Here is a 17,706-nt window from a genome sequence, read left to right on the forward strand (position 1 = left end):
GCGTCCACAATAATTGCATACGCCGGTTAATTGCAAACGCGGGCTATTGCAGGCGTCCCCTATCCTGGAACCACGCAGCTCCCGCACGGAGGAGAGACCATGACCGCGACCGACCCGGCCCTGACCGCCCTCGCCCAGGGCTGGTGCGCCCTCTCCTTGCTCCACGGGAAGATCGAGGCCCGCATCGAGCGCGCCCTCCAGTCGGGCCACGGGCTCAGCGCGCGGGAGTACTCGCTGCTCGACGTGTTGAGCCGGCAGCACAGCGGCCCCGGCGGCCATCTCCAGATGAAGCAGGTCGCCGACGCCGTGGTCCTCAGCCAGAGCGCCACCACCCGTCTGGTCACGCGGCTGGAGGACCGCGGGCTGCTGACCCGGTATCTGTGCGACACCGATCGGCGCGGCATCTACACCGATGTCACCGAGGCCGGTCTCACTCTCCTCGCGGAGGCCCGGCCGACCAACGACAGCGCCCTGCGGGCGGCGCTGGACGAGGCCGCGGAGAACCCCGAATTGGCGCCGCTGGTCCGGGCGGTCGAGGAGCTGAAGGTCGCGGCCTGACGGCCGCCGACCGCGTACGCTGCCGATCATGAGCGATCTTGGGATACGCCCCGTTGCCGAGCCCGACCTCGACGCCGTGGTGGCCATGCTGGCCGATGACCCGCTCGGCGCGCAGCGCGAGTCGCCGGACGACCTCACCCCGTACCGCGCGGCGCTCCGGCGGCTGGCCGGCGACCCGAACCAGCACGTCGTCGTCGCCGTCCGCGAGGACCGTGTGGTCGGAACCCTCCAGTTGTCGGTGATCCCCGGCCTCTCCCGGCGCGGCGCCACCCGCTCGATCATCGAGGCCGTCCGCGTCCACGCCGACGAGCGCGGCAGCGGGCTCGGTACGCAGCTGATCCAGTGGGCGGTCGATGAATCCCGCCGCCAGGGCTGCCAGTTGGTACAGCTGACCTCGGATGCCACCCGCGAGGACGCGCACCGCTTCTACGAGCGGCTCGGGTTCACGGCCAGCCATGTGGGCTTCAAGCTGGCCCTCTGAAGGTCTCGCTCTCGAATGGCAACGGTCGGGGGGGGGGGGGGTTTTTGTTGGAAAAAGCACCCCCCCCCCCCGTGCCCTATAGCCGCCTACGCCGCCGCCCCCCCCCCCCCCCCCGCGGCCCCCCCCCCGCGGGGCGCGCCCCCCCCCGCCGGGGGCCTACCCGCCGGCCCCCAGCCCCGCCCCCCGCCGCGCCCGGGGGGGGGGGGGGGGCGCCGCGCCCCCCCCCCCCCCCCCCCCCCACCGACCGTTGCCATTCAGCCGTCAGCCGCCGAGCCCCCGCCATCCCGCCGGGTCCAGCCCGCCCGGAACGTCGGCGCCCGCCTCGTACGGCTCCCGGGTGAAGGCGAACGAGCCGAGGTCGAGATGGTCGACCGAGCCGTCGTCCCGGCGTACGACGCGCAGGGTCTCTCCCGCGTAGTAGTCGTCCAGGCCCGTCCAGCCACCGTCCGGCCGGGGCACGAAGGCCGCTCCGCGCCCCGTACCGCCCAGCGGCCTGAGCTCAAGGCCCCGGCCCCCGGTCAGCCTCAGCGTGAACGTGTGCGTCCCCCAGTGCCAGATCCCGGTCAGGGCCAGCAGCTCCTGGTCGACCTCGGGCAGCGGGCTCCAGGGCGCCGGGATCCGCGGCTCGGCGTCCGCGACGATGGTCAGGAGTTCGGCGGCCACCGTGGCGGCGGGCAGCCCGGAGGTGGCGTTGGCGAGGGCGACCGCGACCACGTCGTCCTCCTCGCTGAACCAGAGACCGGCGACGAACCCGGGCAGCGAACCCGCGTGCCCGTAGAGGACGCGGCTGTCGGTCTTCACGACCTGCAGCCCGAGGCCGTATCCGCTGCCACCGGTCTCGGCGGCAGCGGCGGGCGTCCTCATCTCCCGTACGGAAGCGGCCGACAGCACCCGGTCGTCGCCTTCGGACAGGAAGCCGGCGAAGCGCAGCAGGTCGGCAGCGGTCGACCAGAGCTGGCCGGCGGGCGCCATCAGCCCGAGGTTCTCGGCCGGCTCGCTCACCACGACATCGGCCCAGGGATGCACGGCCCAGCCCTCCGCGTACGGGGCGACCGGCCCGTAGGTCGTGCGGTGCAGGCCCAGCGGCTCCAGGACCTCTCTGCGCAGCGCCTCCTCCCAGGAGACCCCGCGCACCGCTTCGACCAGCGAACCGAGCAGCGTGTAGCCCGGGTTGGAGTAGTGGAATCGGTGGCCCGCCGGGTGCGTCTGCGGCCGCTCGCCGAGCACATCGGCGAGCTCGGGCCGCAGGCTTCCCGGGGTCCGCTCCCACCACGGTGCGGGAGTCTCGGCACCCAGGCCCGCGCTGTGGCCGAGCAGTTGGAAGACGGTGGCACCCCCCGCTCCGGTGCCCGGGAGGTGCTTCTCCAACTGGTCGTCCAGGCCGATCAGGCCTTCGTCGCGCAGCCGCAGGACCAGCACCGCGGTGAACGTCTTGGTGATCGAGCCGATCCGGTACTGCGTATCGGCGTCCGGCGCCGGCCCCTCCAGGCCCGTACGGCCCCCGCTCCACGCGACCCGGCCCTCCCGCTGCACGGCGGCCACCAGTGAAGGCGCCCGGCCCTCCCGCTGGGCCGTGGCGACGCGGTGGATAAGGGAGCGCCGGGTACTGGGAAGCAGTTCTTCACGCGGAGAGGTCATGGTCAACCCATACCCGACGGGCCGCCGCCTGGCGAGGAGATTACGAGCGGCGGGAGTTCCGGGAACAGGCGTCAGCGCTTCCGGCCGTACGTCCGCATCAGAATCCCGTTCGCGAAGGTCCGCACCTGCTCCAGCGTGAACTCGTGGGCCGCGAACCCGGACCCGAACATCGGCATCCCGGAGCCGTACACCAGCGGATAGGTCTTGATCACGAGCTCGTCGACCTCGTCGGTCAGCAGGCCCGCCAGCTGGGAACCGCCGCAGAGCCAGATGTCCAGCCCGCTCTCCTCCGCCTTCAGCTTCCTGACCCTGCCGACCACGTCCTCCGCGATCAGCTCCACGTTCGGATCCGGTGACTCGGTGAGCGTCCGGGAGGCGACGAACTCGCGCATATGGCCGTAAGGGCTCGTCAACCCCGCGTCCAGGCCCAGCTGGTAGCTGGCCCGCCCCTGGACCACGGTGTCGAACCGCCGGTTCTCCAGGTGCTCGATCCCCAGGGCCTTACGGCCTGGAGCCGAGATCGTCTCCGGGTACTCCTCCTTGAGGAAGGCGATGAACTCCTCGTCGACGAAGGCCATCATCGTCTCGGCATCACCTTGCGGGTCACCGATGAAGCCGTCGATCGAACAGGCGATGAAGTAGGTGAGCTTGCGCATGTGTTCCCCGTTCGACGTGCCGACGCGGGCCCGACGGCCCAGGACGCGGCGGCGACCGTGTCACCGGGGTGACGAGCCGCAACCACGACACTTACAGTGCTTCATGTGTAGTGGTTACGCAACCTCTTTCCGGAGAACGACGAGCAGGGAGAAGGAACATGGCGAAGAACCCCGAGCGCAGGGTGGCGCTCACGGACGCCGCGGTCGAGGTCCTGGCGCGGGAAGGGGCCCGCGGGCTCACCTTCCGCGCCGTGGACGCCCGGGCCGGCGTGCCGGTGGGCACCGCGTCGAACTACTTCAGCAGCCGTGACGACCTGTTCATGCAGACAGGCGCCCGCATCCACGACCGGATGACCCCGGACCCGGCCCAGGTCGAACAGGCGCTGCGCCCCGCGCCCTCCCGTGAACTGGTCGCCGAGCTGATGCACTGGCTGGTCCGGCGGATGACCGACGACCGCACCGGCTACCTGGCCCTGCTGGAACTCCGCCTGGAGGCGACCCGCCGCCCGGAACTACGTGCACAGCTGACCCGGACCGTCCGCAAGGGCTTCGAGGAGAGCGCCGCCTTCCACCGCGACATGGACCTCCCCGGCGACCACTCCGCGTTCCTCGTGCTCTACCTGGCCATGACCGGCGTGCTCCTGGAGCACTTCACCCTGCCCGAGATGCTCGGCGACATCGACCTCGGCGTCGTGGTGGACACGGTCGTGGAGCGGATCATTCCGGTCCGGTGACGGGGTGACCGCAGGTTCTCGCGGCTCGTGTCGGACACTGAGGCTGTGACGTGGCCACGCCCGCCGTCTCACGCCGTGTCGCATGCTCAGCGTCTCAGCTCCGTGCCGGAAGTCGACGGCGAACCGTGGCCACTCGCCGCCGGACTCCACCTCAGGTGAAACGCACGGTCAGCCTCTCGTGCGGCGCGTTCGACTCGTCTTCCGCGGCAGCCCGGACCAGGACGGACGCGATCGCCTCGAACGCTTCACCGCCCATGCGGCCACGACTGGCTTCGGCGTTCTCCCAGACGATCTCGACCGGACGCTCGACGTCCCCGCTCAGACGGTCCCACAAAGCGCTCAGGTTGTGCCCGTAGTACGGACCGAGGTCCAGAGGCCCGGCAAGAACCCGGTGCAGGTCCGCCTGGCTTCCGATGTGCGCCCCGTCAATGACGATCCGCACGCTTCCCCCACCCGCTCGGCCGGCCAAGCGACTCCACGAACCCCTGGCACCCCGGCGTGCACCGCGCCCGGCTGAACTGCGGTGTCTCACGGTCGACGGCGGATCCGGCTTCCTTCCGACATCGACCGTGAGATTCCGACACGAAACTTGAGACCCTACAGTGACGGCCCTCAGGTCTGCGCCATGTCCACGAAGCGCGAGTAGTGGCCCTGGAAGGCCACGGTGATGGTGGCCGTCGGGCCGTTACGGTGCTTGCCGACGATGATGTCGGCCTCGCCCGCGCGCGGTGACTCCTTCTCGTACGCGTCCTCGCGGTGGAGCAGGATGACCATGTCGGCGTCCTGCTCGATGGAGCCGGACTCACGCAGGTCGGAGACCATCGGCTTCTTGTCCGTGCGCTGCTCGGGGCCACGGTTCAGCTGCGAGAGCGCGATCACCGGGACCTCCAGCTCCTTGGCCAGCAGCTTCAGGTTTCGGGACATGTCCGAGACCTCCTGCTGACGGCTCTCGGAACGCTTCGATCCGCCGGCCTGCATCAGCTGCAGATAGTCGATGATCACGAGCTTGATGTCGTTGCGCTGCTTGAGCCGGCGGCACTTCGCGCGGATCTCCATCATCGACAGGTTGGGGGAGTCGTCGATGTAGAGCGGGGCGGCCGAGACCTCGGGCATCCGGCGCGCCAGCCGCGTCCAGTCCTCGTCCGTCATCGTGCCGGACCGCATGTGATGCAGGGCCACCCGCGCCTCGGCCGACAGCAGACGCATCGCGATCTCGTTGCGCCCCATTTCGAGGGAGAAGATGACGCTGGGCAGGTTGTTCTTGATCGACGCGGCGCGCGCGAAGTCCAGGGCCAGCGTGGACTTGCCCATGGCGGGACGGGCCGCGATGACGATCATCTGGCCGGGGTGCATGCCGTTCGTCAGGGCGTCCAGGTCCGTGAAGCCCGTCGGGACACCGGTCATCTCGCCGCTGCGCGACCCGATGGCCTCGATCTCGTCGAGCGCGCCCTCCATGATGTCGCCGAGGGGGAGGTAGTCCTCGCTGGTGCGCTGCTCGGTGACCGCGTAAATCTCGGCCTGCGCGGAGTTGACGATCTCGTCGACGTCCCCGTCGGCCGCGTATCCCATCTGCGTGATCTTCGTGCCGGCCTCGACGAGCCGCCGGAGGACGGCCCGCTCGTGGACGATCTCCGCGTAGTACGAGGCGTTGGCCGCGGTCGGCACGGACTGGACCAGGGTGTGCAGATACGGCGCTCCGCCGACCTTGGTGATCTCACCGCGCTTCACCAGCTCGGCGGCGACCGTGATCGGGTCGGCCGGCTCGCCCTTGGCGTACAGGTCGAGAATGGCCGTGTAGACCGTCTCGTGTGCCGGGCGGTAGAAGTCGTGGCCCTTGATGATCTCCACGACATCGGCGATGGCGTCCTTGGACAGGAGCATGCCGCCGAGCACCGACTGCTCCGCGTCCAGATCCTGCGGTGGCACCCGCTCGAAGCCGGACGGGCCGCCGCCGTCCCATCCCTCGTCGGAGCCCCGGTCGTGCCGGTCCTCGCGGTTGCCCTTGCGCTCCCCGCGGCGCGGGCGGGAGACAGGCAGACGGTCGCCGGGACCGGCCTCGGTCCAGGGGTCGTCCAAAGGCTCGGGAATGCTCACCGGGCCCACCTCCTCCCGTCCGCATCGCGGACCTAGCCGTGCCACTCTTTCTTACGGCACGGCGCTGACAAACAAGTCGCCCGACTCCGCTTCCGGCGCGTCTGGTTCTGCTGATTCCGGTGCCGGAACGGAGTACGGGCGCCGGACCACGGTAGGCCCGTCTCCACCGTCAGCCAATCTGGTTATCCACAGGGCATGTGGATGACGGACCAGATGCTGTGGAGAACTCCTCGGAACCTGTGCACGGAACAGGGGACAGCACTGTGGACAAACTCATAGCAGGATCGCCATTACCAGCCTGACCTGCATGTTCTCCGTCCACTGACTGTGGGGGAGAAAAACTTTCGCCCTGATTTCAAGATCACCGCAAACGGCGCAGGGGCAGGCACCCCACGGGAGATCGAGTAAGGGACACTAAGCCATTGCATCTCTTACCTGTGGAAGATTAGATTGACCCCCATGACCCCGGCCCCCACCACCCCGCGAACAGGCCGCCGACGGCACGACCGCGAGATCATCGCCCTCGCCGTACCGGCGTTCGGCGCGCTGGTCGCCGAGCCCCTGTTCGTGATGGTCGACAGCGCCATCGTCGGCCACCTCGGCACCCCGCAACTGGCCGGTCTCGGGATCGCCGCGGCCTTGCTGATGACCGCCGTGAGCATCTTCGTCTTCCTGGCCTACGCCACCACGGCCGCCGTCGCCCGACGGGTCGGAGCGGGCGATCTGCCCGCGGCGATCCGCCAGGGCATGGACGGCATCTGGCTGGCCCTGCTGCTCGGTGCCGTCGTCGTGGCGCTCGCCATCCCCTCGGCCCCCTGGCTCGTCGATGTGTTCGGCGCCTCCGACACCGCCGCCCCGTACGCCATCACGTATCTGCGGATCTCCAGCTTCGGTATCCCGGCCATGCTGGTCGTCCTCGCCGCCACCGGTGTTCTCCGCGGCCTCCAGGACACCCGGACCCCGCTGTACGTCGCCATCGGCGGCTTCACGGCGAACGGCATCCTCAACGTGGTCCTCGTCTACGGCGCCGGGCTCGGCATCGCCGGATCCGCCTGGGGCACGGTGATCGCCCAGGTGGGCATGGCTGTCGCCTACCTCGTGGTGGTCGTGCGCGGAGCCCGCAGGCACGGCGCTTCCCTGCGCCCCGACGCCGCCGGCATCAGGGCCAGCGCCCGAGCCGGTGTGCCGCTCCTTGTCCGTACGCTCTCGCTCCGGGCCGTCCTCATGATCGCCACCGCTGTGGCCGCGCGGCTCGGGGACGTCGACATCGCCGCGCACCAGATCATCCTCTCCCTCTGGAGCCTGACCGCCTTCGCACTCGACGCCATCGCCATCGCGGGCCAGGCGATCATCGGACGCTATCTGGGGGCCGGCGACGAGAAGGGCGCGCGGGAGGCCTGCCGTCGCATGGTCGAGTGGGGCATCGGCTGCGGCATCGCGCTCGGCGTACTGATCATGCTCGCCCGACCGCTCTTCATCCCGCTCTTCACCAGCGATCCGGCGGTGAAGGAGACCCTGCTCCCCGCGCTCCTGGTCGTGGCGGTCTCGCAGCCGATCGCCGGAGTGGTCTTCGTCCTGGACGGCGTGCTGATGGGAGCGGGCGACGGACGCTACCTCGCCTGGGCCATGCTGGCGACGCTAGCCGTCTTCGCTCCGGTCGCGCTTCTGGTGCCCGCTCTCGGCGGTGGCCTCACCGCGCTCTGGTGGGCGATGACGCTGATGATGGCCGTCCGGCTGGCCACCCTATGGGTGCGTACGCGCTCCGGCCGGTGGATCGTCACCGGCGCGACCCGCTGAGGCGCGGGCTCGACGGGACTGTTTCACGTGAAACGCCACAGCCGACCGCCCCGGCGGCGCTGTTTCACGTGAAACAGTCCGTTTCACGTGAAACACTCCCCCGCACACAGCGAAGGGCCGCATCCCCGTCGGGGATGCGGCCCTTCACCTGCTCTGCTGAGCTCTGCCCTTAGGCAGCAATGACCTCGACGGCAAGCTTCGCCGCGACCTCGGGGTGCAGACGCACGGACACCTGGTGCCCGCCGAGCGTCTTGATCGGCGAACCGAGCTCCACACGACGCTTGTCGACGTCCGGACCACCGGCGGCCTTGATCGCCGAAGCGACGTCGGCCGGGGTGACCGAGCCGAAGAGCCGGCCGGCGTCGCCGGAGCGAACGGCCAGCCGGACCTTCACGCCCTCGAGCTTGGCCTTGATCTCGTTGGCCTGCTCGATCGTCGCGATCTCGTGGATCTTGCGGGCGCGGCGGATCTGCGCCACGTCCTTCTCGCCGCCCTTGGTCCAGCGGATGGCGAAGCCACGCGGAACCAGGTAGTTGCGGGCGTACCCGTCCTTGACGTCGACGACGTCGCCGGCGGTGCCGAGGCCGGAGACCTCGTGGGTGAGGATGATCTTCATGCTGTTGTCACCCTTCCCTTATCGCGCGGTGGACGTGTAGGGCAGCAGCGCCATCTCACGGCTGTTCTTGACAGCCGTGGCGACGTCACGCTGGTGCTGCGTGCAGTTGCCGGTGACGCGGCGGGCACGGATCTTGCCGCGGTCGGAAATGAACTTCCGCAGCATGTTCGTGTCCTTGTAGTCCACGTACTGGGTCTTGTCCTTGCAGAACGCGCAGACCTTCTTCTTAGGCTTGCGCACAGGCGGCTTCGCCATGGTGTTTCTCCTGTGTGATCAAGAAGTGGGGGTACGAGCCGCCCTAGAAAGGGGGCTCGTCCGAGTAGCCGCCGCCGGAGCCGCCGGAACCACCGGGGCTTCCGCCCCAGCCGCTCCCGCCGCCCTGCTGGCCCCCGCCCTGCTGGCCGCCTGACGGCGCGCCGGTCGCCCACGGGTCGTCGGCGGGAGCACCGCCGCCGCCCTGCTGGCCACCGCCACCGGGACCGCCGCCCCAGTTGCCGCCACCCTGCTGGCCGCCACCGCCGCCGTATCCGCCCTGGCCGCCCTGACCGCCGCGACCGGTGGTCTTGGTGACCTTGGCCGTGGCGTTCTTGAGGCTGGGGCCGACTTCCTCGACATCCAGCTCGTAGACCGTGCGCTTGACGCCCTCACGGTCCTCGTAGGACCGCTGCTTCAGCCGGCCCTGCACGACGACGCGCATGCCTCGCTGGAGCGATTCCGCGACGTTCTCCGCCGCCTGACGCCAGACCGAGCAGGTGAGGAACAGGCCTTCGCCGTCCTTCCACTCATTGGTCTGCCGGTCGAAGATGCGGGGAGTGGACGCGACACGGAACTTCGCGACCGCCGCACCGGACGGGGTGAAGCGCAGCTCGGGGTCGTCGACGAGATTGCCGACGACCGTGATGACGGTCTCGCCTGCCATGGGTGAACCTCTCGGCGGGGATTGCTTCTGGCTGCTTGCTGCTACTCGGACCCGAAAACCGCTGAGCTAGAAGCTCAGTGGATCTCGGGACGGAGGACCTTGGTCCGGAGGACCGACTCGTTCAGGTTCATCTGGCGGTCGAGCTCCTTGACGACCGCAGGCTCGGCCTGCAGGTCGATGACCGAGTAGATGCCCTCGGGCTTCTTCTTGATCTCGTAAGCGAGCCGACGACGGCCCCAGGTGTCGACCTTCTCCACCTTTCCGTTGCCCTCACGGACGACGGAGAGGAAGTTCTCGATCAGCGGGGAGACTGCTCGCTCCTCGAGATCGGGGTCGAGGATGACCATCACCTCGTAGTGACGCATGTGGAACCCACCTCCTTTGGACTCAGCGGCCACGGTCGTTCCGTGGCAGGAGGGTCGTGATGCGTATCGCAACGGTGTCCGTCGAGGAGAACACCCGGCACTGACAATCCGCTCCCGGGAAGATTCCTGGGGGAGGGGCTCGCCGTGCTGGCCTGGGCAGACACCGGTGCAGACCGTACAGACTACCCGCAGACCGACCTCCGGTTGAAATCCGGAGGTCAGGGGGTACATGCGGGCCGCTTTCCGGAGGGCGGATCCCGAGCCGCAGGGGCACAATCGAGACAGATGCGGTGTGAGAGGCGCTACATTCCACCGCCCGTCCGGCCAGGAGGTCATCCATGGCACAGACCATTCGTCCCGCCGGCTCCCGGTCCACGACCGGCCGCCCCGCCACCGGTTCGCTCTTCGCGACGGACGGCAGGCCCCACCCCGTCCAGGACGTCCTGATGGTGGTGACCGGGGTGCTCGGCGTCCTCGCCTTCGTGACGGCGATGTTCCACCATCTGCACCTGATCAGCTCCTGGGCGGGGCTGGTCGGCATCCTGACCGGCCTCTACGGCCAGTACATCTCGAAGACCACCTGGGAGAGGTTCGGCCTGATCATGGGGATCGGCGCCTCGGCGGTGGGCTTCTACCTCGGTATGGCGCACGGCGGCCTCTTCGGCGGCGTCATCACCTGACCGGCGCATGACCCGGCGCGGCCGTCCACACGGCCGCGCCGGTGCGTCGCGGGCGTTCCAGGCCTACGCGGCCAGGCCGGATACCCCGCGGTCACAGTAGGCTTCGGCGCGAGAGCCGGAGCCCCTGACCGATGGGGACACACCTGCCGAGGAGCGCCCCGCATGAGCCTGACCCTGAGGACCATCAGCCGAGAGCAGCATCTGGCGTACATCCAGAGCCTGCCCTCGGCCAGTCACTGCCAGGTCCCGGCGTGGGCTGATGTGAAGACGGAATGGCGCTCGGAGAGCCTGGGCTGGTTCGACAGGAACGGCGAGATGGTCGGCGCCGGCCTCGTCCTCTACCGCCAGCTGCCGAAGATCAAGCGCTACCTGGCGTACCTCCCCGAGGGCCCGGTCATCAACTGGTACGCGCCCAACCTGGCCGACTGGCTCCAGCCGATGCTCGCCCACCTCAAGCAGCAGGGCGCGTTCTCCGTGAAGATGGGCCCGCCGGTCGTCATCCGGCGCTGGGACTCGACGGCCATCAAGTCCGGCATCCAGGACCCGGACGTGAAGCGCCTGCGTGACGTCGAGGCCACCCACATCGAGCCGCGCGCCTTCGAGGTGGCGGACCGGCTGCGGAAGATGGGCTGGCAGCAGGGCGAGGACGGCGGCGCCGGATTCGGTGACGTACAGCCGCGTTACGTCTTCCAGGTGCCGCTCGCCAACCGCTCCCTGGAGGACGTCCTCAAGGGCTTCAACCAGCTGTGGCGCCGCAACATCAAGAAGGCCGACAAGGCCGGTGTCGAGGTGGTCCAGGGCGGTTACGAGGACCTGGCCGAGTGGCAGCGGCTCTACGAGATCACGGCTGTGCGCGACCACTTCCGCCCGCGCCCGCTCTCGTACTTCCAGCGCATGTGGACCGTCCTCAACTCCGAGGACCCCAACCGGATGCGGCTCTACTTCGCCCGCCACAACGGCGTGAACCTCTCCGCCGCCACGATGCTCGTCGTCGGCGGGCACGTCTGGTACTCCTACGGCGCCTCCGACAACATCGGGCGCGAGGTCCGGCCGTCGAACGCCATGCAGTGGCGGATGCTCCGCGACAGCTACGCGATGGGCGCCACCGTCTACGACCTGCGCGGCATCAGCGACTCGCTGGACGAGAACGACCACCTCTTCGGGCTGATCCAGTTCAAGGTCGGCACCGGTGGCGAGGCCGTGGAGTACGTCGGCGAGTGGGACTTCCCGCTGAACAAGGTGCTCCACAAGGCGCTCGACATCTACATGTCGCGCCGCTGACGCGCTTCAATACAGCACGCGCTTCACCCCAGCACGACCCACCGCATCCACAGCCACCAGAAAGGTTCCGGGCCGGCCATGGCGCTCTCCCTCTACGTCGACACCGCGCGCTGGCGGGCGCACCAGAAGTCCGTGATCGACCAGTTCCCCGGGCTCGTACCGGTCTGCAAGGGCAACGGGTACGGCTTCGGGCACGAGCGGCTCGCCGACGAGACGATCCGCTTCGGCTCCGACACCCTCGCCGTCGGCACGACGTACGAGGCCGCCACGATCAAGGACTGGTTCAGCGGCGACCTGCTCGTCCTGACCCCGTTCCGGCGCGGTGAGGAGCCCGTTCCGCTGCCGGACCGCGTCATCCGGTCCGTCTCCTCCGTCGACGGGGTGCACGCCCTGGTGGGGGCCCGGGTCGTCATCGAGTGCATGAGCTCGATGAAGCGCCACGGGGTCAAGGAGGAGGAGCTGGGGCTGCTGCACGCGGCGATCGAGGACGTACGGCTCGAAGGGTTCGCGCTGCACCTGCCGCTGGACCGCACCGACGGCTCGGACGCCGTCGAGGAGGTCATAGGGTGGATGGACCGGCTGCGCGCCGCCCGGCTGCCGCTGCACACCATGTTCGTCAGCCACCTGCGCGCCGAGGAACTGGCCCGGCTCCAGCAGCAGTTTCCGCAGACCCGCTTCCGCGCCCGCATCGGCACCCGGCTCTGGCTGGGTGATCACGAGGCCACGGAGTACCGGGGCGCCGTCCTGGACGTCACGCCCGTCGTCAAGGGCGACCGGTTCGGCTACCGCCAGCAGAAGGCCGCCTCCGACGGCTGGCTGGTCGTCGTCGCGGGCGGTACGTCGCACGGGGTCGGCCTGGAGGCGCCCAAGGCGCTGCACGGGGTGATGCCGCGGGCCAAGGGCGTCGCGCGCGCGGGTCTGGCCACGGTCAACCGCAACCTGTCGCCGTTCGTCTGGGCGGGCAAGCAGCGCTGGTTCGCCGAGCCGCCGCACATGCAGGTGTCGATCCTGTTCGTGCCGTCGGACGCGCAGGAACCGCGGGTCGGTGACGAGCTGGTCGCCCATCTGCGCCACACGACCACGCAGTACGACCGGCTCGTCGACCACTGAGCGAGCCGCCCGGGTCACCGCTCCCGGGCCGTGCCCCACTCCACCTGAGGTCCTGTGACCGCCGGGGCCGTGTGCCCCGGCGTACGGGGATCGGGTGCCAGCACGAACGCGTCCGGCGCCCCGTCGAGCACCCCGCCCGACGGGTCGTCGGAGCCGTCCCGGCGCACCGGGTCCTTGTCGGGCAGCAGGATGTCCCGGACGACCAGGGCGCACAGGTACAGCGTGCCCAGCAGATGCAGCGCGATCGCGAGCTGGTACCCCTCCTGCGGCAGTCCCTGGTGCTTGTCGCCGCCGCTCGTGTACGCGAGGTAGAACCAGATCCCCAGGAAGTACATGACCTCGCACGCCTGCCAGATGAGGAAGTCGCGCCAGCGCGGCCGGGCCAGCACGGCGAGCGGGATCAGCCAGAGCACGTACTGCGGTGAGTAGACCTTGTTCGTCAGGATGAACGCGGCCACCACCAGGAACGCCAGCTGGGCGAAGCGCGGCCGGCGCGCGGCGGTGAGCGCCAGACCCGCGATGCCCGCGCAGAACACCACCATCAGGACCACGGAGGCGGTGTTCACCGTCTCGACGTCGATCGGCTTCCCGGTGCGCTGCGTGATGATCAGCCAGAAGGAGCCGAAGTCGATGGGCCGCTCCTGGCTGAACGTGTAGAACTTCCGCCATCCCTCGGGGGCGTAGAGCATCACCGGCAGGTTCACCACCAGCCAGGCCGCCCCGGCGCCGAGCAGCGCCGTGCCGTACTCGCGCCACCTGCCCGCCCGCCAGCAGAGCACCAGGAGCGGGCCGAGCAGCAGGACGGGATAGAGCTTGGCGGCCGTCGCGAGGCCGATGAGGATGCCGAACGCGAGGACCCGGCCCCGCGACCACATGAGCATCGCCGCGGCCGTCAGCGCGACGGCCAGCAGGTCCCAGTTGATCGTGGCGGTGAGGGCGAACGCGGGCGCCAGCGCGACCAGCAGGCCGTCCCAGGGGCGCCGACGGTGGGTTCGTACGGTGCACACGGCGATGACGACCGCGCAGATCATCAGCATGCCCGCGTTGACCATCCAGTACATCTGCTCGCGCTGCTGGATGGGGTCGCTGTCCGGCGTCAGCGTCAGCCAGGAGGCGATCTGCATGAACACCCCGGTCAGTACGGGGTACTCCAGGTACTGCATGTCGCCGCTCAGCCGGTCGAAGTACGGCACCAGCCCGTCGGCGAAGCCGCGTCCCAGGAAGAGGTGCGGGATGTCGGAGTAGCAGGCGTGCGTGTACTGCGAGGTCGCTCCGCGGAACCAGGCCCACTCGTAGCAGGGGATCTTCTGGACCATGCCGAGCGCGAACATCCCGATCATGGTCAGGGCGACGACGCGTACGGGCGTCAGCGGACCGTCCCCGAGCCGCGCCCAGCGCCCCACCCGCCCGCCGAACAGCTCACTGCCGGCCGCCGCGACCTCGTCCTGATCGGTGGGCCGCACGACGGGCCGCTCCTGCTGCTGCACGCTCGTGTCCTCTGCGCTGGGGCTTGGCATGCCGCACATCCTGCCGTACGGGGCTGTGGCCCGGGCACGGACACGGGAGGAGGGCCCTTCGGCGGTCCGGAACGCGGCGAGGGCCGCCGCACCCGGTTTCCGGTGCGGCGGCCCTCGCCCTGCAGGCGTCCAGGGCCCGTCGCGGACCCTGCCACGGTGCGGCTATCCGCCGTTGGCACCGCTCCATAGACCGCCGTTGGCCCCGGCGTTCCCGCCGTTGGCGCCTTCGGTGGTGCCGCTGTTGGCACCACCGTCCGCTCCCGCGTTCGCACCGCCGTCCGCTCCCGCGTTGGCACCACCTTCGGTGGTGCCGCTGTTGGCACCGCCGTCCGCTCCCGCGTTCGCACCGCCGTCCGCTCCGGCGTTCGCCCCACCGCCGTTGGGGTTCTGGCACTCCCAGTCCCAGAGCTCACACGTCTTGGTCGGTGACGGCGTCGGGGACGGAGTGGTCGGCGTCGGCGTCGGGGATGGCGACGGCGGCTCCGGCTCCTCGGTGGTGGGCGTCGGAGAGGGTGTCGGGCTGGGCGTCGGGCTCGGGCTGACCGCGCCACCGCCCCAGACCTCCTCGCCGATGGGCTCCGGCTTCGGGAACGAGAGGACCTTCTTCCCCTTCATCGCCGCGGTCATGTAGTCGTGCCAGATGGACGCCGGGAACGAGTTTCCGTGGATCTTCTTCTCGCCGCCGGTGCCGAACATCTTCTCGAACTCGCGGTCCTTGTTGGTCTCGTCGTCGTCCAACCGGAACATGCTGATCGCCGTCGAGAGCTGCGGGGTGTAGCCGACGAACCAGGCGGACTTGTTGCCGTCCGTGGTACCCGTCTTCCCCGCCGCCTCACGTCCCTCCAGCCGCGCGGGCTGGCCCGTACCGTTCTCCACCACGTTCTTCAGCACGTCCGTGATGTTGTCCGCGATGCGCGGGGTGAAGGCGCGCTTGGACCGCTTCTTGTGCTGGAAGACGATCTCGCCCTGCCGCTTCACCTCGGTGACCGAGTACGTGGGGTTCTGCTGGCCGCTCGTGGCGAAGGTGGCGTAGGCGCCCGCCATGCGGATGGCGCTGGGTGAAGAGGTACCGATGGAGAACGACGGAACGGTGGCGTCCGCCATCATGTCGTCGTCCTTCAGACCGGCGGCGACGGCGGCCTCCTTGACCTTGTCCGTCCCGACGTCCATACCGAGCTGGACGAAGGGGGAGTTGGCCGACTGCTCCATGGCGTGCCGCAGGTCGATCTCACCGTGGTCGTAGTCGCCGTCGTTGGTCTGGAGCCACCCCTGGTCGTCCTTGCCCTTCCAGACCTCGCCGTCGTAGTTCTTGATCTCCAGCTTGTTGTCGCCGTTGTAGATGCTCTTGGGCGAGACGATGGTGCGCTGCGAGAGGTCCTGGTCGGGCCCGAGCTCCGGATCGCGTACGCCGTACTGCATCGCCGCCGCCAGCACGAAGGGCTTCCAGGTCGAGCCGACCTGGGCGCCGGTCGCGTCGGCGTTGTTGGTGAAGTGCTTCGTGGCGTCCTGGCCGCCGTACGTGGCGAGGATGGCGCCCGTCCTGGCGTCCACCGAGGCACCGCCGAACTCCACGTGGGTGTCCGTCTTCGGACGCTCCTCGGGGCGGATCTTGGCCTTGTAGACCTTGTCCACCGCCTTGGCGAGCTGCTTCACCTTCGTCTCGTCGAAGGTGGTGTGGATCTCGAAGCCGCCGAGCTCCATGTCCTCGGCCTTGATGTTCTGGGTGTTGTTGGCGAGGAAGTACTTACGCGCCAGCTCCACCAGATAGCCGGTCTGACCGCCCAGCTTGGCGTTCTTCTTCGGCTTCTCGGGCATGGGGAACTTCTTGTACGTCGCCCTCTCCTCGGCCGACATCTTGCCGTCCTTGACCTGCTCGTCGAGGATCCACCGCCAGCGCTTCTCGGCGCGATCGAGGTTCTTCTCCGGCGTCGCGTTCTTGTCGATGTCGGTGGCCCCGGCAGGGTCGTAGTAGCTCGCACCCTTCAGCAGCGTCGCGAGGAAGGCGCACTCGCTCGGATCCAGGTCCGTGGCGTCCTTGTCGTAGTACGTACGAGCCGCGGCCTGGATGCCGGATGCGCCGCGGCCGTAGTAGGAGACGTTGAGGTAGCCGGCCATGACGTCCTCCTTCTTCTCCTCGCCGGCGACCTTCAGGGTGATGAAGAGCTCTTTGAACTTCCGCGTGAACGTCTGGTCCTGGTTCAGTCGCGAGTTCTTCACGTACTGCTGGGTGATGGTCGAACCGCCCTGGGTCTGACCGCCCGTGGCCATGTTGAACACCGCCCGGCCGATGCCCTTGGGGTCGATGCCCTTGTCGGTCCAGAAGCTCTTGTTCTCGGCCGCGACCACGGCGTTGCGCATCGCCACGGGGATCTGCTCGTAGCTGATCTCCTGGCGGTTGACCACACCGCCGGTCGCCACCATCTGGTTGCCGTTGGCCCAGTAGTAGACGTTGTTCTGTGCCGAGGCCGCGTCCTGGATGTTCGGCGTGCTCACCAGGGCGTACGAGACACCGGCGATACCCATCAGCATGCCGAGGAAGCCCACGCAGAGGCCCGAGACGAGCTTCCACGACGGCAGCCAGCGACGGAACCCGTACCGCCCGTGGCGCGGGTAGTCGATGAGGCGCTTCTTGCCGGGAGGCCCGGCCTCGCCGCCGCCCCGGCGCCGGCTCCCGCCGCGCTGAGCCGCACGGCGGGCCTCGGCACGGCTGCCGTACTGCCGCTCCTCGCCCTGCGGCGCACCCTGCGACTCGGCATGTGACACGGATGTGGCTCTGCGTGACGGCGCTGCCCGACGTCCTGCCTGCTGCTGGGCGGCTCGTCTGGCCGCGGCCCGCCCGCCACCTTGCGGCTGGGACGATTTGCGACGGTGCTCGCTCATGGAACGACTACTCCTCGGGCAGGCGAGAGCGCCTGGAAGCGGCAGTTGAGATCCGGTCCCCCCGAATTACGGACCAGCCCTGCGGAAGGCTCATCCGCAGCACATCTGGCAGTCCGCGATAACTGACGCACAACGGCGCCTCACGGTTCCCGGTGGTCTGCATGCCGCACAGACTACGCACGGTCAAAACCCTCCTAGGACCGAACTTCACCCCAAACAACGCAAGTCGATACCTACGAATTGGTGATGTGACGCCGCTCACGAAGGTCACCCTTGTCGAACCCGCCGGTGCGATCTATCGTGCTGATGTATCGAGTCGATACATCAGCACGGCATAAGTACGTCAGTGGATCCGGCAGACGGTTCCCGCGGAACCAGCG

At 69.2% G+C, this 17,706-nt stretch carries 17 protein-coding genes; 7 read left to right on the plus strand and 10 right to left on the minus strand.

Going from position 1 to position 17,706, the window contains the following annotated elements:
• Positions 1 to 99: 99 nt before the first annotated feature.
• Together ACIRR8_RS09495 and ACIRR8_RS09500 are read left to right on the plus strand one after the other, a co-directional pair.
• Positions 100 to 558, plus strand: a complete 459-nt coding sequence (locus ACIRR8_RS09495; protein ID WP_404061199.1) for a MarR family winged helix-turn-helix transcriptional regulator — start codon at positions 100 to 102, stop codon at positions 556 to 558.
• Positions 559 to 586: 28 nt separating this feature from the next.
• Positions 587 to 1,039, plus strand: coding sequence for a GNAT family N-acetyltransferase (locus ACIRR8_RS09500; protein ID WP_404061202.1), 453 nt, complete (start codon positions 587 to 589; stop codon positions 1,037 to 1,039).
• Positions 1,040 to 1,300: 261 nt separating this feature from the next.
• Here the strand turns inward: ACIRR8_RS09500 and ACIRR8_RS09505 are convergent, their stop codons facing one another.
• Entirely contained in the window at positions 1,301 to 2,677 is a 1,377-nt protein-coding gene (locus ACIRR8_RS09505; RefSeq protein ID WP_404061205.1) for a serine hydrolase domain-containing protein, read from the minus strand.
• 71 nt (positions 2,678 to 2,748) lie between these two features.
• The gene (locus ACIRR8_RS09510; RefSeq protein ID WP_404061206.1) at positions 2,749 to 3,333 is read right to left on the minus strand and encodes a dihydrofolate reductase family protein; all 585 of its coding nucleotides are present in this window, start codon (positions 3,331 to 3,333) and stop codon (positions 2,749 to 2,751) included.
• Between the two features lie 158 nt (positions 3,334 to 3,491).
• Between ACIRR8_RS09510 and ACIRR8_RS09515 the strand changes: the two genes are divergently transcribed.
• A complete protein-coding gene (locus ACIRR8_RS09515; RefSeq protein ID WP_404061208.1) occupies positions 3,492 to 4,067 on the plus strand; it encodes a TetR/AcrR family transcriptional regulator in 576 nt (191 codons plus the stop codon).
• Between the two features lie 151 nt (positions 4,068 to 4,218).
• Here ACIRR8_RS09515 and ACIRR8_RS09520 read toward each other — a convergent pair whose 3' ends face one another.
• Positions 4,219 to 4,509, minus strand: a complete 291-nt coding sequence (locus ACIRR8_RS09520) for a barstar family protein (protein ID WP_404061211.1) — start codon at positions 4,507 to 4,509, stop codon at positions 4,219 to 4,221.
• A gap of 170 nt (positions 4,510 to 4,679) precedes the next feature.
• Positions 4,680 to 6,161: a replicative DNA helicase gene (dnaB, locus tag ACIRR8_RS09525; protein ID WP_404061213.1), complete on the minus strand. Its 1,482-nt coding sequence runs from the start codon at positions 6,159 to 6,161 to the stop codon at positions 4,680 to 4,682.
• A gap of 459 nt (positions 6,162 to 6,620) precedes the next feature.
• On the opposite strand from dnaB, the gene ACIRR8_RS09530 reads away from it, so the two are divergent.
• Positions 6,621 to 7,958: an MATE family efflux transporter gene (locus ACIRR8_RS09530; RefSeq protein WP_404061215.1), complete on the plus strand. Its 1,338-nt coding sequence runs from the start codon at positions 6,621 to 6,623 to the stop codon at positions 7,956 to 7,958.
• A 169-nt stretch (positions 7,959 to 8,127) separates the two neighbouring features.
• Here ACIRR8_RS09530 and rplI read toward each other — a convergent pair whose 3' ends face one another.
• The 4 genes from rplI to rpsF form a co-directional block, all read right to left on the minus strand.
• Complete coding sequence (gene rplI / locus ACIRR8_RS09535) at positions 8,128 to 8,574, minus strand: 50S ribosomal protein L9 (RefSeq protein WP_404061218.1); 447 nt, start codon at positions 8,572 to 8,574, stop codon at positions 8,128 to 8,130.
• Between the two features lie 18 nt (positions 8,575 to 8,592).
• Positions 8,593 to 8,829, minus strand: a complete 237-nt coding sequence (gene rpsR / locus ACIRR8_RS09540; RefSeq protein ID WP_003967857.1) for a 30S ribosomal protein S18 — start codon at positions 8,827 to 8,829, stop codon at positions 8,593 to 8,595.
• Positions 8,830 to 8,872: 43 nt separating this feature from the next.
• Entirely contained in the window at positions 8,873 to 9,493 is a 621-nt protein-coding gene (locus ACIRR8_RS09545; protein ID WP_404061221.1) for a single-stranded DNA-binding protein, read from the minus strand.
• Between the two features lie 74 nt (positions 9,494 to 9,567).
• Positions 9,568 to 9,858: a 30S ribosomal protein S6 gene (gene rpsF / locus ACIRR8_RS09550; RefSeq protein ID WP_015609864.1), complete on the minus strand. Its 291-nt coding sequence runs from the start codon at positions 9,856 to 9,858 to the stop codon at positions 9,568 to 9,570.
• 338 nt (positions 9,859 to 10,196) lie between these two features.
• On the opposite strand from rpsF, the gene ACIRR8_RS09555 reads away from it, so the two are divergent.
• From ACIRR8_RS09555 to ACIRR8_RS09565, 3 genes are all read left to right on the plus strand, one after another.
• Positions 10,197 to 10,538 carry a hypothetical protein gene (locus ACIRR8_RS09555; RefSeq protein WP_018513856.1) on the plus strand — a complete coding sequence of 114 codons (342 nt, stop codon included), beginning with the start codon at positions 10,197 to 10,199 and terminating at the stop codon, positions 10,536 to 10,538.
• A gap of 162 nt (positions 10,539 to 10,700) precedes the next feature.
• Positions 10,701 to 11,819, plus strand: a complete 1,119-nt coding sequence (locus ACIRR8_RS09560) for a lipid II:glycine glycyltransferase FemX (protein WP_404061224.1) — start codon at positions 10,701 to 10,703, stop codon at positions 11,817 to 11,819.
• Between the two features lie 78 nt (positions 11,820 to 11,897).
• On the plus strand, positions 11,898 to 12,929 hold the full coding sequence (locus ACIRR8_RS09565; RefSeq protein ID WP_015609861.1) for an alanine racemase: 1,032 nt from the start codon (positions 11,898 to 11,900) through the stop codon (positions 12,927 to 12,929).
• A 14-nt stretch (positions 12,930 to 12,943) separates the two neighbouring features.
• Here the strand turns inward: ACIRR8_RS09565 and ACIRR8_RS09570 are convergent, their stop codons facing one another.
• Together ACIRR8_RS09570 and ACIRR8_RS09575 are read right to left on the minus strand one after the other, a co-directional pair.
• A complete protein-coding gene (locus ACIRR8_RS09570) occupies positions 12,944 to 14,446 on the minus strand; it encodes a glycosyltransferase family 87 protein (RefSeq protein WP_404061229.1) in 1,503 nt (500 codons plus the stop codon).
• A 162-nt stretch (positions 14,447 to 14,608) separates the two neighbouring features.
• Positions 14,609 to 17,326, minus strand: a complete 2,718-nt coding sequence (locus tag ACIRR8_RS09575) for a transglycosylase domain-containing protein (RefSeq protein ID WP_404061232.1) — start codon at positions 17,324 to 17,326, stop codon at positions 14,609 to 14,611.
• Positions 17,327 to 17,706 lie beyond the last annotated feature (380 nt).

Origin of the sequence: Streptomyces sp. NPDC101178, from assembly GCF_044767965.1 — a bacterium.
Lineage (GTDB): Bacteria > Actinomycetota > Actinomycetes > Streptomycetales > Streptomycetaceae > Streptomyces.

Excerpts from the sequence above, each read along its gene's own strand:
- ACIRR8_RS09495 (WP_404061199.1), top strand. The coding sequence starts at position 100 with ATGACCGCGACCGACCCGGCCCTGACCGCCCTCGCCCAGGGCTGGTGC.
- ACIRR8_RS09500 (WP_404061202.1), top strand. The coding sequence starts at position 587 with ATGAGCGATCTTGGGATACGCCCCGTTGCCGAGCCCGACCTCGACGCC.
- ACIRR8_RS09505 (WP_404061205.1), bottom strand. The coding sequence starts at position 2,677 with ATGACCTCTCCGCGTGAAGAACTGCTTCCCAGTACCCGGCGCTCCCTT.
- ACIRR8_RS09510 (WP_404061206.1), bottom strand. The coding sequence starts at position 3,333 with ATGCGCAAGCTCACCTACTTCATCGCCTGTTCGATCGACGGCTTCATC.
- ACIRR8_RS09515 (WP_404061208.1), top strand. The coding sequence starts at position 3,492 with ATGGCGAAGAACCCCGAGCGCAGGGTGGCGCTCACGGACGCCGCGGTC.
- ACIRR8_RS09530 (WP_404061215.1), top strand. The coding sequence starts at position 6,621 with ATGACCCCGGCCCCCACCACCCCGCGAACAGGCCGCCGACGGCACGAC.
- rplI (WP_404061218.1), bottom strand. The coding sequence starts at position 8,574 with ATGAAGATCATCCTCACCCACGAGGTCTCCGGCCTCGGCACCGCCGGC.
- rpsR (WP_003967857.1), bottom strand. The coding sequence starts at position 8,829 with ATGGCGAAGCCGCCTGTGCGCAAGCCTAAGAAGAAGGTCTGCGCGTTC.
- ACIRR8_RS09545 (WP_404061221.1), bottom strand. The coding sequence starts at position 9,493 with ATGGCAGGCGAGACCGTCATCACGGTCGTCGGCAATCTCGTCGACGAC.
- rpsF (WP_015609864.1), bottom strand. The coding sequence starts at position 9,858 with ATGCGTCACTACGAGGTGATGGTCATCCTCGACCCCGATCTCGAGGAG.
- ACIRR8_RS09555 (WP_018513856.1), top strand. The coding sequence starts at position 10,197 with ATGGCACAGACCATTCGTCCCGCCGGCTCCCGGTCCACGACCGGCCGC.
- ACIRR8_RS09560 (WP_404061224.1), top strand. The coding sequence starts at position 10,701 with ATGAGCCTGACCCTGAGGACCATCAGCCGAGAGCAGCATCTGGCGTAC.
- ACIRR8_RS09565 (WP_015609861.1), top strand. The coding sequence starts at position 11,898 with ATGGCGCTCTCCCTCTACGTCGACACCGCGCGCTGGCGGGCGCACCAG.
- ACIRR8_RS09570 (WP_404061229.1), bottom strand. The coding sequence starts at position 14,446 with ATGCCAAGCCCCAGCGCAGAGGACACGAGCGTGCAGCAGCAGGAGCGG.
- ACIRR8_RS09575 (WP_404061232.1), bottom strand. The coding sequence starts at position 17,326 with ATGAGCGAGCACCGTCGCAAATCGTCCCAGCCGCAAGGTGGCGGGCGG.